The organism is Marinobacter denitrificans, assembly GCF_008795955.1.
Lineage (GTDB): Bacteria > Pseudomonadota > Gammaproteobacteria > Pseudomonadales > Oleiphilaceae > Marinobacter > Marinobacter denitrificans.
Map to the genome: position 1 here is coordinate 392,201 of NZ_VMHN01000001.1, position 13,799 is coordinate 405,999.

A 13,799-nucleotide genomic window follows, 5' to 3' on the forward strand; every position below is an offset into this window, starting at 1 on the left:
CGCGTCTACGAGGCCATCCGATGTCCTCAGCCAGATCTCCTTATAAGAGACCCGGTAATCTTATTGCATGGAATCGCCAGCTTCCTCTGTGGCTTCTCCCATTTCCTCGCCAGCTTCGTCCATAGCTTCGCCGGTTTCTTCAGCGGCGTCATCAGCAGCATCCTTGGTTTCATCCCAGGCGCTGTCATTCTGGCCGGTAGCGTCTTCGTAGGTTTCTTCCATGGAATCGCCGGCATCATCCGCCATTTCTTCAACGTTGTCACCGGCTTCCTCGAAGTCTGCGCCTTCGTCATCATCGCTGCAGGCCGCAAGGCCCAGTGTCATCAGTAGTGCCAGCGCGCTCAGTGTCAGCTTGTTCATAACCATGTCCCTTTTTGGTTTGGCGTGTGAAAACAACAGCGACAAGTCTACGGCTGTGGCAGAGCCGGTACAATTACCTGCTGATTACGTTTTTGTTAATAGCGACAATAAGTTAGGAAAAGCAATAACCTGCTGATTTCAATTCATATAAGCCATTGTCCTGCCGTCAAGCGTGAGCACATGATCCAGCCTGACCATATGCCCGCGCCCCAGGAAAATAAACTCCTGGCCTGCCCTGATGAACAGGTCACGGATGACATCGTGGGTGGTCTGAATCTGGCCGGCATCGTCGCGATAGACGATTTCCGCCAGCCTTGAGGATGTCAGGTATTCCCTGAGCAGGCTTTGTATTTCACAGCGTACCGGATGATAGGCGTTAGAGGCATTTTCCGACGTCATGGCACGCTCTTCCCTGTGGAAACCGACAAGACAGAAAAATGCCCCGAGGCGGCGGATCCAGGGCCAACCCGGGGCATGCCTACAGTCTGGTTCAGATTACGTCAGTCTGCCAGTTTCAGAACCATTCCGGCTTCATGTTCATGCAGGTGTCGTCCTGATTTCTCAACAGCACAAGATCCTGCGCGACAGTCGGCAGCTCCCAATGGAAGAAATACTGGGCCGCCTGGAGCTTACCCTGGTAGAAACTGCGTTCATCGTCGCTGTTGGCTGATCCCAGCGCCTTGGCGGCGGCGTTCGCCTGGCGCAGCCACATCCAGGAGACAATAATGTGGCCAAACAGGTGCAGATAGCAGGAGGCGTTGGCCAGCACCCGGTCCGGGTCTTCCGACATCAGTGATTTACCCAGGCTCTGTGTAACCTTGACGGCCTGTTGCAGGGTTTCGCTCAGGGACAGGGCCCACTGCTGGCAACGATCGGTGGTCGCTGCTTCCAGGTCCACCTGCATTTCCTGCATCAGCAGCTGCAGGCCGTGGCTCTGGTCCTGCCAGATCTTGCGGCCCAGCAGATCGAGGGCCTGGATGCCGTTGGTGCCTTCGTGGATCGGGTTAAGGCGATTGTCGCGCCAACACTGTTCCACCGGATATTCACGGGTGTACCCGGCACCGCCATAAACCTGGATAGCCAGGTCGTTGGCCCTGGGGCCGAATTCAGACGGCCAGGCCTTGATAACCGGTGTCAGCAGGTCCAGCAACTTGCCGGCCTCCATCCGCTTTTGTTCGTCCGGATGGGTGTGCTGATCGTCCATCAGGCGTGCGCCATACAGGCAAAGGGCCAGACCACCCTCGCTGTAAGCCTTCTGGGCCAGCAGCATGCGACGCACATCGGCATGTTCGATGATCGGAACCTGGGGCGATTCCGGGTTCTTCTCTGACGGCTTGCGGCCCTGCAGGCGGTCCCTGGCGTATTCCAGACTGTGCATATAGCTACGATAGCCAATCACCGCAGCGCCAAAGCCCACGCCCACACGGGCCTCGTTCATCATCTGGAACATGTACTTCAGGCCCTGGTGGGGTTCGCCAACCAGGTAGCCATGGCAGGGGGCGTCGTCACCGAAGCTTAGAGCGGTGGAGGTGGTTCCACGGTAGCCAAGTTTGTGAATCAGGCCGGCCAGGTTCACGCCATTGCGCTCTTTCGGGTTGCCTTCTTCATCGACGAGGAATTTCGGCACGATAAACAGGGAGATGCCCTTCACCCCCGCCGGTGCACCTTTGATCTTGGCCAGCACCATGTGAACGATATTTTCGGTGATGGACTGCTCGCCGCCGGAAATATAGATCTTGGCACCCTTGATCAGGTAATGACCTTCATCGGTGGGCGAGGCGGAGGTGCGGATATCGGACAATGAGGAGCCGGCATGGGGTTCGGTCAGGGCCATGGTGCCGCTGAAACGACCGCTAAGCATATGGGGCAGGAAGGTGTTTTTCTGCCGGTCGTTGCCAAATACGCGGATCAGGTTCGCTGCGGCGGTGGTCAGGAACGGGTAGCCGGCCGTGCCCGGGTTGGCGGCGGTGAAGAAGCCGTTACAGGCCGCCATAACGGATTCGGGCAGTTGCATACCGCCAAGTTCGTAATCGTAGCGGCCGGCAATGAAGCCTGCGCCAGCGTATGCGTCGAAGGCTTCTTTTACCTGGGGAAGCATTTCAATCTGGCCATCCACAAACTTCGGCTCGTCTTTGTCGGCAGCGCTGTTGTGGGTGGCGAACTTTTCCCGGGCCATTTTATCAGCGGTTTCGATGACGGCGTCGAAAGTGTCGCGGCTGTGTTCGCTGAAGCGTTCGCGTTCGCTGAGGCTTTCGGTATCAAGTACTTCGTAGAGCTGGAACGCCAGGTCGCGGCGATCAATCAGGGTGTCTGTCATTGGGGTAGTCTCCTGTTTATGGCGTATAGCCTCTCATACGGTCGTTTTTGTTGAAACCGGCGTTAATGACATAATCTTGGTTGAATCCGCCACTTTCTACTCCCGGGCTCGTTTCATTGTGCCTGTCAGACGGCCGCCAACCGGGAAGACCCTCCCGGGAAACGCTGTTAATACGTCCATGTACGCTTGACGGCAGCATCCATGCTGCCGACAGTCCCGGGAGGGTCTTCCCGGCTGGCGCCCTGCTCTGGAGTTAGTATGCGAACGGTTTCTGTTATCGGGTTTGATGGGGCGCTTGCCAGTGCGATTACCGGCATTATTGATCTGTTCCGTCTGGCAGGTGTGACCTGGGCGCGGATCAATGACACGCCGCCGGAGCGGGAGTTTACGACGCGGCTTTTAACCAACGGCGGCAAGCCCTGCCGGTGCATCAACGGAATAACACTGCTTGCGGACGGGGACTGGCGGGAGTACGCTGCCGGCGACTTGAAGGCGGATCTGGTCATTGTGCCGACTATTGGCGCGCCGATTTCACAGGTGTTGGCCGCCAATCCCGACCTGGTTCAGTGGCTCGGGGATTTTCGGGACGCCACTTCCGGGCAGGTGCGGGTGGCCAGCAACTGCACCGGAGCGTTTCTGTTGGCCGAGGCCGGGTTACTGGACGGGCGGCAGGCGACGACGCATTGGGGGTTCAGTAACCAGTTCCGGCAGCGTTTTCCGGCGGTGGATTTGCAGCCGGACAAGTTGATTACGGTAGACGGGCACATTGCCTGTGCCGGGGGTGGTATGGCCTGGTGGGACCTGGGGGTGTACCTGGTGGAGCGTTTTGCCGGGCCAAAGGTGGCACGGGAGCTGGCCAAGGCGTTTGTGATTGATGCGGGGCGGACCAGTCAGGCGCCCTACGGGGCCCTGCAGGCCAGGCGGTATCATTCCGATGTGGCGATTCTCCGGCTACAGGACTGGCTGGATGCGAATTACACCAGGCCTGTCACCCTGCAATCGCTGGGCAGGCTGGCGGGATTGACGGAGCGGTCTTTGATTCGTCGGTTCAAGGCTGCCACCGGAGATACCCCTACCGGTTATCTGCAGATTCTGAGAATCGAGGCGGCGCGTCAGCATCTCGAGAATTCGCGGGCAGCGGTTGAGGAAATAACGCGATTGGTGGGCTACGAAGATGTCAGCTCGTTCAGCCGTCTGTTTCGAAAACACACCGGCCTGGCCCCCGGTGTCTACAGGGCTCGCTTTGGTCGGTAGCGCACCGACACAAAAGTTTGGCCCGGGTTATGCTAGATATTAAGTACAAGACCGAAAGCCGGCACCGAACGTAAAAATTATCGACACAGGTTATTTCCCGCGGAGGGTAATGCCATGACAGCACTGCAAAAAGACCAGCAATCAGATCTGCTGAGCCGCCTCTACGACATGAAGCAGAAACAACTGCTTAAGGCCAGCCAACAGGCCGACAGCCTCCGTTACAGAGTACTGTCTGCCGAAGCTGACGCCATCAGCGCAGCTCTGAAAGCCATTCGATAACGGGCAGCCAGGACTGTAACGGTACCTGACTGCTACCGGCGCCCGAGTGTAAAAGGCGCTCACTTTGTGACCAAAATTGTCCACCCGGTCAGATCCGGGCAGCTACTTCAGTCCCCTGGCGAATAGCCCGCTTCGCATCCAGCTCTTCAGCCACATCGGCACCACCAATCAGATGCGTCTGAATTCCCCGGTTTACCAAATCATCAAACAGGGCACGGAAAGGCTCCTGACCTGCGCAAATGACGACATTATCCACCGCCAGCACCTTGCTTTCGGTGACCTTGCCCTCCTTGTCAGATAACGTGATATGCAGGCCGTCGTCATCAATCTTCTGGTAACTGCAGCCACGGACCATTTCCACATCCCGGTGTTTAAGGCTGTTACGGTGGACCCAGCCGGAGGTTTTGCCCAGGCCACCGCCCACCTTGCTGCTTTTGCGTTGCATCAGGTAGATCTTGCGGGGGGACGACGCCGGTTTGCGTTCAGCCAGGCCGCCCGGCCCCTCGAATTGCGGGTCCACACCCCATTCCGCCTGCCAGTCGGCAACACTGACCTGCTCGCCCTCCGGGTGGCGGCCAGCTTCGTGGGTCAGGAACTCGCTGACATCGAAGCCGATCCCTCCGGCACCGATCACAGCCACTGACTTGCCCACAGGCTTGTTGTGGCGCAGCACGTCGAGGTAGCCCAGAACTTTCGGGTGGTCGATACCCTCAATCTGCGGGGTTCTTGGTTTGACTCCGGTTGCAATGATGACGTCATCAAAACCCGCTTCGCTGAGCGAATCCGAATCAACGCGGGTATTGAGCCTGAGCTCGATGCCCAGGATTTCGATCTGGCGCTGGTAGTACCGTAGCGTTTCGTAGAATTCTTCCTTACCGGGGATACGCTTGGCATAGTTGAACTGGCCGCCAATCTTGTCGTCGGCTTCAAACAAGGTCACTTTGTGCCCTCGTTTGGCGGCGGTGGTGGCTGCAGCCAGCCCGGCAGGCCCGGCCCCAACCACGGCAATGCGGCGGCTGACGGGTGCAACGGTCAGCACCAGCTCGGTCTCATGGCAGGCACGCGGGTTGACCAGGCACGAGGCGCGCTTGAGCTGGAACACGTGATCCAGGCAGGCCTGGTTGCAGGCGATACAGGTATTGATTTCGTCGCTGCGGTTCTGCTCCGCCTTGCGGACAAACTCGGAATCCGCCAGCAGCGGCCGCGCCATGGACACCATATCCGCCTTGCCGGCTGCGAGAATTTCCTCGCCTTTCTCCGGGGTGTTGATGCGGTTGGTGGTGCACACCGGGATGTCCACTTCACCGTAGAACTTGGCGGTGACGTCGGCGAAGCCGCCGCGGGGCACCGAGGTTACAATCGTAGGCACCCGCGCTTCGTGCCAGCCAATGCCGGTATTGATAATAGTTGCGCCGGCCTTTTCAATCGCCTTGCCCAGTTGAACCACCTGATCCCAGGTCTGCCCACCTTCCACCAGGTCCAGCATCGAGAGGCGGTAAATAATGATGAAGTCGGGGCCAACGGCTTCCCGCATCCGGCGAACGATCTCCACCGGCAACTGCATACGGTTCTCGAAGGGGCCTCCCCATTTGTCGGTACGTTTATTGGTTCGCTCGCACAGAAACTGATTGATGAAATAACCTTCCGAGCCCATAACCTCAACACCGTCGTAACGGGCCAGCCTGGCCAGTTTTGCGGCGTCGACGAAATCATTGATCTGTTTGTCCACGCCTTTGGTGGACAGGGCGCGCGCCTTGAAGGGAGTGATTGGCGCCTTGGTGGCAGAAGCGGAGACACTGAAGGGCTGGTAACCGTAACGGCCGGCGTGAAGCAACTGCAGACAAATCTTGCCCCCAGCATCATGAACTTCGCTGGTGACATGACGATGAAGAAGGGCAGTACCGCGATGGTTCATCGTGGACGCCAGGGGCGAGAGCTGACCAACGAAGTTGGGCGAAAAGCCCCCCGTCACCATAAGCCCCACCCCACCCTCTGCGCGTTCGGCAAAGTAACGGGCGAGTTTGTGGATATTCCAGAAGCGGTCTTCCAGGCCGGTGTGCATGGACCCCATAAGCACACGGTTTTTCAGCTCGGTGAAGCCCAGGTCCAGGGGCTTGAGCAGGTTCGGGTAGGCTGCAGTCTTGGTCATGTAGTCTCTCCTTCAGGAGGCAACATGTTAGCATAGCGCCCTACGACTAATGTATGACACGGAACCGACAATATGAGCGCAAGCGATTCTGAACGGGTGCTGATCGATATTGAGGACGGCATTGCTATCGTTACCCTGAACCGCCCGGAGAAATACAACGGCCTGGACATGCCGATGTTCGAGGCCATCACCCGCGCCGCCAGAACCCTGAAGAAAGATCGCAGTGTGCGCGCGATTATCCTGCGGGGCGCAGGAGAGGCCTTCTGTTCAGGGCTGGATGTGAAAACCGTGTCGAAGAACCCGGTGAACTTTCTCAAGCTGCTGATCAAGCCAGGCCGCAAAATCAGCAACCTGGCCCAGGACGTGGGTTATCTCTGGCGGGACGTGCCGGCGCCAGTTATTGCCGTTACCCATGGCTACTGTTTTGGCGGCGGCTTCCAGGTAGCGCTCGGTGCTGATTTCCGGTTTTCCACCACCGACTGTGAATTCTCCATTATGGAAAGCAAGTGGGGCCTTATCCCGGACATGAGTCTGACCGTAACCCTGCGAGAACTCATCCCCATTGACCTGGCAAAGGAACTGACCATGACGGCCCGGCGCTTCAATGGAACAGAGGCCAAAGCCATGGGCCTGGTCAGCCGGGTCAGCGATGATCCGATGAGCGAAGCCCTGGCCTTTGCCCGGGAGCTGGCCTCACGTTCGCCCGATGCGGTAGCTGCCAGCAAACTGCTGTTCAACCGTGCCTGGAACGCCCCCGACAAGGTAGCACTGGACTGGGAAACCAGACTGCAGAAAAAAGTGCTGGGCCGGGCCAACCAACGCGTGGCGGTCGCAAGGAACTCCGGCTCTCCGGACAAACCCTACCTGGACCGCCGGGATTTCTGAAAACGGCATCGATACCAGCGCAGGGGTGTGGTCCAACTACGCTGCAAAACCGTATTCAGGCGTCTATGCTTGCAATCAGATGGAGTGCAACCTGTCTTGCCTTTAATCAAGGTGTCGGATAGGCTCTCAGGCGTCTGAATACGGGGTAATAATCAACACTCCATGTGGATCCGTTCCAGCCCCGGAGCGATCCAGCCGACTTTCACGGGCCTGACTGGAGCGCAATCTGAATATGCTACTGGCTGTGTTATCAGGATTTTTGCTGGCGATCGTGGCACCAGCGCTGCACCGGGTAACGGGCAGATACATCGGCTGGACACTCGCAATACTCCCCGCCAGCCTGACGGCCTACTTCGCCAGCCTTATTCCGGAAGTCCAGACCAATGGTTCGCTGGTTCTGGAATATGCCTGGATACCGGGTCTGGGCATCAACCTGAACTTTCTGGTTGACGGCCTTTCACTGGTATTTGCCCTGATGATCAGCGGCATCGGCACGTTTATCCTGATTTATGCCGGCGCCTACCTGGCTGGTCATAAATACCTGGCACGTTTCTTCGTGATCATGTTGTCCTTCATGGCCTCCATGTTGGGACTGGTGCTTTCTGACAACCTGATTTCGATATTCGTGTTCTGGGAACTCACCAGTATCACCTCCTACATGCTGATCGGCTTCAACCATGAAGACATGGAGGCCCGCAAATGTGCGCTTCAGGGCCTGTTTGTCACCGCCGGCGGCGGCCTCGTACTGATGGCAGGGCTGATTCTTCTGTCGATCATGACTGGCAGTTACTCGTTGGCTGAAATACTGGCGTCGGATTCGGCACTCCATGAGCACGCATTCTATACCGCCGCTGTTCTGTGCATTCTGGCCGGGACATTTACCAAGTCTGCCCAGGTGCCTTTCCACTTCTGGCTGCCCAACGCCATGGCTGCGCCCACACCGGTCTCCGCGTTCCTGCACTCCGCTACCATGGTGAAAGCCGGCGTTTACCTCATGGCCCGCCTGAACCCGGCTCTGGGCGAGGGCGACCTCTGGAGCCAGACACTGATGCTGTTTGGGGCCGCCACCATGTTCACTGGCGCCTATCTGGCCTTCAGCAGTACCGGAATCAAGAAGGTACTGGCCTATTCCACCATCATGGCCCTTGGCACGCTGACCATGCTGATTGGCGTGGGTACCGAACTGGCCCTGACCGCCTTCATCTGCTTCCTTGTGGCCCACTCCCTCTACAAGGGTGCCCTGTTCATGCTCGCCGGCGCCCTGGATCATGAAACCGGAACCAAGGACATCACCCGCATGGGCGGCCTCAGAAAGGCCATGCCGGTGACCGCGACAATCGCGTGTCTGGCGGCGTTGTCACTGGCCGGCCTCCCGCCTCTTTTCGGTTTCGTTGCCAAGGAACTGATGTTCGAGTCGTTGCTCGACTCCCCACTCTGGTCTGCCGGGCTGACCACCGCAGCCGTTGCCGCGTCCGTGCTGATCGTGGGCGTCGCCGGCCTGGTCGCCATAAAGCCTTTCTTTGGCCAGGTCGGAAACACGCCGAAAACGCCCCATGAGGCCCCCTTCGGCATGCTGGTGGGGCCCGCAGTGCTGTCGCTGACCGCCCTGGTATTCGGCCTGGCCCCTTTCCTGCCCGAGGGAGCTCTGCTCAGGTCGGCGGTGGGCAGCGTCTATGGCGCACCGGTGGAGACTTATCTGGCACTCTGGCATGGCGTCAATGTGCCACTGATACTGTCTATTGGCAGCCTGGTGCTTGGCCTGAGCCTGTTGGCGGGGTGGAAGCGGCTGCAGCCCTCTATCTACGCCATCAATACCTCCGCCGCGCGGTTTGGCCCGGAGGCGGGTTACTTCCGCTTTATGGAAGGCATCACCATTGTCGCCGCCTGGCAAACAAGAGTGCTGCAAAATGGCGTGCTCGGCCTCTACCTGCTGCTGCTCGTGGCAGTGACCTTTGGCCTCACCGGGTACACCCTGCTGACCCATCATGGCATCAACCTGACCCTGGATCTGAGCTACAGCCACTTCTATGAATGGGGTATTGCCCTGTTACTGGTCGTTGCCGCGGTTTTTGCCAGTGCCACTCACTCGCGCCTGGGTTCGGTGGCTTCCATGGGTGTACTCGGCTTCGGTGTCGCCCTGACCTTTATTCTGTTCAGTGCGCCTGACCTGGGTATTACCCAGTTACTGGTGGAAACGCTGACGGTAATTCTGCTGGTCCTGGTGCTGTTCAAGCTGCCGGAATTCGTCAATCTGTCGTCGCCGTTTGAACGTTACCGTGACCTGGCCGTAGCCGCCTTTGCCGGAATAGTCATGACGCTTCTGATCCTGGCCGCTCTGGATGTGCAGTACTTCGAAAGCATCTCAAGCTACTACATCGAGAACAGCGCGCCGCTGGCCTATGGCCGTAATATAGTCAACGTGATTCTGGTGGATTTCCGGGCACTGGATACCCTGGGCGAAATCTTCGTTCTGTCCCTGGCTGCACTGGGCGTCCTGTCGATGATCAAACTCAAGGCGGAGGATCAGCACAAGCCATGAAATCCAATACCCTGATCCTGCACACCGCTGCTCTTTTCATCATGCCGCTGCAGCTGATGTTCTCAGTGTTCCTGCTGTTCCGGGGCCATGATGAACCCGGCGGCGGCTTCATTGGAGGACTGGTGGCGTCCGGGGCTTTTGTCCTCTACGCCTTTGCCTTCGGGTCGGAAGCGACGCGCCGGATACTCCGTGTAGCACCACGGGACCTTCTGGCTGCCGGGCTGCTGTTTGCCATTGCTTCAACCATTCCGGCATTCCTGGCTGGGCAGCCCATGTTGACTGCCCATTGGTGGGAACTGCCGTTGCCCGGCAACAGCTACCTCAAACTGTCAACGCCGCTGATCTTTGATATCGGCGTATACGCCGCAGTTCTGGGAACCATCATGACATTTGTGATCAATCTGATGGAGGCGGATGAATGACGCGGCGTTTCGAAACTTACTATAGCCACCCGGAAGGAGGGCCGTTATGGAAAGCCTGATGGCTTATGTCGTCGGCATCCTGTTCGCGGCAGCGATTTACATGATGCTGCGTCGCTCTATCGTCAAACTGGTTATTGGCCTGATGATCCTGAGCAACGCCGCCAACCTGCTTATTTTCGTGGTATCGGGCATGACCCGGGGCGCACCACCTCTGCTCCCTGCAGGCGCCGAGGCGCCAGCGAGCGCAATTGCCGATCCGTTGCCCCAGGCCCTGATACTCACTGCCATTGTTATCGCCTTCGGCGTTCTGGCCTTCGCTGTGGTTCTCATACGCCGCGCGTATGAAGTGGTGGGAACCGATGACCTCGACCAGATGAAGGATACGGACACTTGAACCTGGAGCTCGCCCTACCCATTCTGATCCCGCTGCTTTCCGGCGCCCTGTCCCTGGCGTTGTGGCGGTCAGTCCGCTATCAACGCATCCTCGCGGTTCTGGCCACAGCCCTGCTGCTGGCGGCCAGCGTGTGGCTGGTGCGCTCAACCATGGAAGAAGGCTTCCTGGTGATGGAAATGGGCAGCTGGCCAGCGCCGTTCAGCATCGTGTTTGTCTCAGACATACTCAGTGCCATCATGATCGTGCTGACGGGCATTATCGGGCTGGCGATCGCCGTCTATTCCCTGGCGTCCACCCCAAGTGGCCATGAAAAGTTCGGATATTACCCGCTGATGCACCTGCTGCTGGCCGGGGTAGCCGGTTCCTTTCTGACCGGCGACATATTCAACCTCTTCGTCTGGTTTGAGGTCATGCTGCTCGCCTCGTTTGCCCTGCTGACCCTGGGCGGCGAGCGGGCGCAGATGGAAGGGGCCATCAAGTATGTCACCCTGAACCTGTTCTCCTCTGCCATCTTCCTGTCGGCGGTGGGCTTGCTCTACGGAACCGTCGGCACGCTGAACATGGCGGATATTGCCCAGAAAGTAGCGACCCTGGAAGACCCGGGGATGGTCACGGTAATCTCGATGATGTTCATGGTGTCGTTCGGCATCAAGGCGGCGGCGTTTCCGCTGTTTTTCTGGCTGCCGGCCTCATACCATACCCCTCAGGTAGCCGTCTCCGCGCTGTTTGCCGGGCTGCTGACGAAAGTGGGAGTCTACGCTCTGTACCGGGTATTCACCCTGATCTTTACCCAGGATGTGGAATACACCCACACAATTCTGCTGTGGGCCGCGGCGTTGACGATGCTGACCGGCGTTCTGGGAGCCGCCGCCCAATTCGAATTCCGCAGGATTCTGTCGTTTCACATTGTCAGCCAGATTGGCTACATGATCCTTGGCCTGGCATTGTTTACGCCGCTGGCCATTATCGGCGGCGTGTTCTACATCATGCACCACATCATTGTTAAGACGAATCTGTTCCTGGTCAGTGGCATCACCTACCGGCTGCTGGGGAGCTACGAGCTAAAAGATCTGGGCGGCCTCTACAAAGACCGACCAATGCTTGCCCTGTTATTCCTGATACCCGCGCTGTCACTGGCAGGCATTCCTCCCCTGTCGGGTTTCTTCGCCAAGTTCGTGGTCATTCGCGCGGGCCTGGAAGCAGAGGCCTACGTGGTAACCGGCATCGCGCTGCTGGTGGGCTTACTGACACTTTATTCAATGATCAAGATCTGGGCCGAGGTGTTCTGGAAAAAAGCACCGGAACATGTCGAGTCACTGGGCGCACTGAGGAGCGAGGTGAAGCGCGGTCACAAGTGGGCCTATTACGTTCCGGTGGTCGGCCTTGCGGCCTGCACACTGTATATTGGTCTTAATGGCCAGCCCATTTATGAACTGGCAGAGATGGCGGCCGACCAGTTAATGACCCCTGAACTGTACATAGAAGCCGTTCTGGGAGGTGCGCAACAATGATCGGTTTCTTCTGGAACATCATGCTGGCGCTTGCCTGGGTGGCACTCAGCGGCAACTTCTCGGCAATGAATTTCCTGGCCGGTTTCTTCTTTGCGTATCTGGCGCTGATGGTCCTGCAAAGGCAGGTACCGGTGCTCAAGGGGTATTCAAGACGTATCCCCCGTGTGGTGGCGTTTCTGGTGTTCTTCGTGAAAGAACTGGTGAAAGCCAATTTCCGCGTAGCCTATGACGTTGCCACCCCGGTCTGGTATATGAAACCGGGGGTAATCGCCTTTCGCCTTGAAGCACACACAGACGTGGAGATCATGTTCCTGAGCAGCGTGATCTCGCTGACGCCGGGCACATTGAGCCTGGACGTGTCCGACGACCGCCAGGTGCTTTTCATACACGCAATGTTTCTTCAGGATGAAGAACAGTTGCGACAGGACCTCAGGGAACTTGAGCGCCGAATCCTGAAGATCTTGCGCTGAGGAGCCAACACGTGATTCCGTTTGTTATCAACATTGTCTATTTCATGCTTTCGTTGGCGCTGCTGTTTGCGTTCATTCGCCTGACCAGGGGGCCGTCGCTGCCTGACAGGGTTGTTGCCCTTGAGCTGGTGGCGTCCATCGTGGTGGGCTACGTGGGCGTTCATGCTATCGACACCGGGGTGTCCAGCCTGCTGGATGTCGCCATTGTTATCGCCCTCACGGCGTTCCTGGCGGCCATCGGTTTTGCCCGCTTCCTGGAGCGAGGGGGACGCAGAAATGACTGACATCATCGTATCGATACTGCTGATCGCCGGCGCTGCCTTCATGCTGCTCGCAGCCATTGGCATCCTTCGGCTTCCGGACCTTCCCACCCGCATGCATGCATCGACCAAGGCCGGCGCCATGGGCGCCATGTTCATCATGGGCGGTGTCGCATTCTTTTTCCTCGACAGTATCGTGTTTGCCAGGGCTTTTGCGATTGTGGTATTTATCCTGATCACCTCCCCGATAGCGGCCCACGTTATCGGGCGTGCCGGTTACTTTACCGGTACCACGCTCTGGGATGGCACCGTCAAGGATGAGCTCCGGGAAAACTACGATGCCGAGACACACAAGCTCAGCAGTGGCTACGAAGGCAGCCCGGAGAGCGTAACCCCCCCGCCTGAATCCGAGTCACCCGAGGACCGCTAGGCTTCGCCTTTTTCGCCTTTGCCGCGTTTTTTTTCACAACGCGGCAAACTGATTTCGCGTATAGTGCGCCCACCGATTATGAGGAGATGCTTTCATGTTGAAAGTGAACGAATACTTTGATGGAAAGGCCAAATCCATCGCCTTTCAGACTTCCACCCTGCCCGCCACCGTGGGCGTGATCAGTCCGGGTGAATATGAATTCGGCACCAGCAAGAAGGAAACCATGACCGTCATCAGTGGTGCGCTCACCGTACTGCTGCCAGGCATGGACGAATGGATGACCTATGGTTCCGGCGAGTTTTTTGAAGTAGCCGGGCAGGCCAGCTTCAAGGCAAAGACGGACATCGACACCGCTTACCTCTGTACTTACGAATAAACTAGCGAATAACACCCACACCTCGTTCCTTAAGGACGCGGAACCGGAACAGGCGGGCCAATAAATACCTGCTGTTCCGGTTCCGCGTTTTTTTAACGGTTAAAGGTTTCCGTTGATGTAAAACTGTGTCAGATTTAGGGCTCTTCTCGTTAT

At 57.9% G+C, this 13,799-nt stretch carries 15 protein-coding genes; 11 read left to right on the forward strand and 4 right to left on the reverse strand.

Translation table 11 applies throughout. The features are described from left to right. Positions 1-60: 60 nt before the first annotated feature. The 3 genes from FO268_RS01755 to FO268_RS01765 all read right to left on the reverse strand — a co-directional run bounded on the left by FO268_RS01755 (position 61) and on the right by FO268_RS01765 (position 2,677). Positions 61-360: a hypothetical protein gene (locus FO268_RS01755; RefSeq protein ID WP_150988724.1), complete on the reverse strand. Its 300-nt coding sequence runs from the start codon at positions 358-360 to the stop codon at positions 61-63. A gap of 138 nt (positions 361-498) precedes the next feature. Further along, positions 499-759: a hypothetical protein gene (locus FO268_RS01760; RefSeq protein ID WP_150988726.1), complete on the reverse strand. Its 261-nt coding sequence runs from the start codon at positions 757-759 to the stop codon at positions 499-501. A gap of 115 nt (positions 760-874) precedes the next feature. Then, the gene (locus FO268_RS01765) at positions 875-2,677 is read right to left on the reverse strand and encodes an acyl-CoA dehydrogenase (RefSeq protein WP_150988729.1); all 1,803 of its coding nucleotides are present in this window, start codon (positions 2,675-2,677) and stop codon (positions 875-877) included. Positions 2,678-2,935: 258 nt separating this feature from the next. Here FO268_RS01765 and FO268_RS01770 point away from each other — a divergent pair, with 258 nt between their 5' ends. Both FO268_RS01770 and FO268_RS22780 read left to right on the forward strand, forming a co-directional pair. Next, positions 2,936-3,931: a GlxA family transcriptional regulator gene (locus FO268_RS01770; RefSeq protein WP_150988732.1), complete on the forward strand. Its 996-nt coding sequence runs from the start codon at positions 2,936-2,938 to the stop codon at positions 3,929-3,931. A gap of 114 nt (positions 3,932-4,045) precedes the next feature. Further along, positions 4,046-4,210, forward strand: coding sequence for a hypothetical protein (locus FO268_RS22780; protein WP_191966794.1), 165 nt, complete (start codon positions 4,046-4,048; stop codon positions 4,208-4,210). An 88-nt stretch (positions 4,211-4,298) separates the two neighbouring features. On the opposite strand, the gene FO268_RS01775 is transcribed toward FO268_RS22780, so the two are convergent. Then, positions 4,299-6,359 carry an NADPH-dependent 2,4-dienoyl-CoA reductase gene (locus FO268_RS01775; RefSeq protein WP_150988735.1) on the reverse strand — a complete coding sequence of 687 codons (2,061 nt, stop codon included), beginning with the start codon at positions 6,357-6,359 and terminating at the stop codon, positions 4,299-4,301. A 72-nt stretch (positions 6,360-6,431) separates the two neighbouring features. Between FO268_RS01775 and FO268_RS01780 the strand changes: the two genes are divergently transcribed. The 9 genes from FO268_RS01780 to ppnP all read left to right on the forward strand — a co-directional run bounded on the left by FO268_RS01780 (position 6,432) and on the right by ppnP (position 13,646). Then, entirely contained in the window at positions 6,432-7,244 is an 813-nt protein-coding gene (locus FO268_RS01780; RefSeq protein WP_150988739.1) for a crotonase/enoyl-CoA hydratase family protein, read from the forward strand. A 232-nt stretch (positions 7,245-7,476) separates the two neighbouring features. After that, positions 7,477-9,783, forward strand: coding sequence for a putative monovalent cation/H+ antiporter subunit A (locus FO268_RS01785; RefSeq protein ID WP_150988742.1), 2,307 nt, complete (start codon positions 7,477-7,479; stop codon positions 9,781-9,783). Continuing rightward, a complete protein-coding gene (locus FO268_RS01790) occupies positions 9,780-10,205 on the forward strand; it encodes a Na+/H+ antiporter subunit B (RefSeq protein WP_150988745.1) in 426 nt (141 codons plus the stop codon). The genes FO268_RS01785 and FO268_RS01790 overlap by 4 nt, the downstream gene beginning before the upstream one ends. Before the next feature lie 46 nt (positions 10,206-10,251). Then, positions 10,252-10,599: a Na+/H+ antiporter subunit C gene (locus tag FO268_RS01795; RefSeq protein ID WP_150988748.1), complete on the forward strand. Its 348-nt coding sequence runs from the start codon at positions 10,252-10,254 to the stop codon at positions 10,597-10,599. Continuing rightward, positions 10,596-12,110: a Na+/H+ antiporter subunit D gene (locus FO268_RS01800; RefSeq protein WP_150988751.1), complete on the forward strand. Its 1,515-nt coding sequence runs from the start codon at positions 10,596-10,598 to the stop codon at positions 12,108-12,110. The genes FO268_RS01795 and FO268_RS01800 overlap by 4 nt, the downstream gene beginning before the upstream one ends. Beyond that, complete coding sequence (locus FO268_RS01805) at positions 12,107-12,580, forward strand: Na+/H+ antiporter subunit E (protein WP_150988754.1); 474 nt, start codon at positions 12,107-12,109, stop codon at positions 12,578-12,580. The genes FO268_RS01800 and FO268_RS01805 overlap by 4 nt, the downstream gene beginning before the upstream one ends. 11 nt (positions 12,581-12,591) lie before the next feature. Then, positions 12,592-12,864 carry a monovalent cation/H+ antiporter complex subunit F gene (locus FO268_RS01810; protein ID WP_137435241.1) on the forward strand — a complete coding sequence of 91 codons (273 nt, stop codon included), beginning with the start codon at positions 12,592-12,594 and terminating at the stop codon, positions 12,862-12,864. Next, positions 12,857-13,270, forward strand: a complete 414-nt coding sequence (mnhG, locus tag FO268_RS01815) for a monovalent cation/H(+) antiporter subunit G (RefSeq protein ID WP_150988757.1) — start codon at positions 12,857-12,859, stop codon at positions 13,268-13,270. The genes FO268_RS01810 and mnhG overlap by 8 nt, the downstream gene beginning before the upstream one ends. A 94-nt stretch (positions 13,271-13,364) precedes the next feature. Next, positions 13,365-13,646: a pyrimidine/purine nucleoside phosphorylase gene (ppnP, locus tag FO268_RS01820; RefSeq protein ID WP_150988760.1), complete on the forward strand. Its 282-nt coding sequence runs from the start codon at positions 13,365-13,367 to the stop codon at positions 13,644-13,646. Positions 13,647-13,799 lie beyond the last annotated feature (153 nt).

What these genes read in the sequence shown, in the direction of transcription:
- FO268_RS01755 (WP_150988724.1), bottom strand. Translation starts at nt 360, where the DNA reads ATGAACAAGCTGACACTGAGCGCGCTGGCACTACTGATGACACTGGGC.
- FO268_RS01760 (WP_150988726.1), bottom strand. Translation starts at nt 759, where the DNA reads ATGACGTCGGAAAATGCCTCTAACGCCTATCATCCGGTACGCTGTGAA.
- FO268_RS01765 (WP_150988729.1), bottom strand. Translation starts at nt 2,677, where the DNA reads ATGACAGACACCCTGATTGATCGCCGCGACCTGGCGTTCCAGCTCTAC.
- FO268_RS01770 (WP_150988732.1), top strand. Translation starts at nt 2,936, where the DNA reads ATGCGAACGGTTTCTGTTATCGGGTTTGATGGGGCGCTTGCCAGTGCG.
- FO268_RS22780 (WP_191966794.1), top strand. Translation starts at nt 4,046, where the DNA reads ATGACAGCACTGCAAAAAGACCAGCAATCAGATCTGCTGAGCCGCCTC.
- FO268_RS01775 (WP_150988735.1), bottom strand. Translation starts at nt 6,359, where the DNA reads ATGACCAAGACTGCAGCCTACCCGAACCTGCTCAAGCCCCTGGACCTG.
- FO268_RS01780 (WP_150988739.1), top strand. Translation starts at nt 6,432, where the DNA reads ATGAGCGCAAGCGATTCTGAACGGGTGCTGATCGATATTGAGGACGGC.
- FO268_RS01785 (WP_150988742.1), top strand. Translation starts at nt 7,477, where the DNA reads ATGCTACTGGCTGTGTTATCAGGATTTTTGCTGGCGATCGTGGCACCA.
- FO268_RS01790 (WP_150988745.1), top strand. Translation starts at nt 9,780, where the DNA reads ATGAAATCCAATACCCTGATCCTGCACACCGCTGCTCTTTTCATCATG.
- FO268_RS01795 (WP_150988748.1), top strand. Translation starts at nt 10,252, where the DNA reads ATGGAAAGCCTGATGGCTTATGTCGTCGGCATCCTGTTCGCGGCAGCG.
- FO268_RS01805 (WP_150988754.1), top strand. Translation starts at nt 12,107, where the DNA reads ATGATCGGTTTCTTCTGGAACATCATGCTGGCGCTTGCCTGGGTGGCA.
- mnhG (WP_150988757.1), top strand. Translation starts at nt 12,857, where the DNA reads ATGACTGACATCATCGTATCGATACTGCTGATCGCCGGCGCTGCCTTC.
- ppnP (WP_150988760.1), top strand. Translation starts at nt 13,365, where the DNA reads ATGTTGAAAGTGAACGAATACTTTGATGGAAAGGCCAAATCCATCGCC.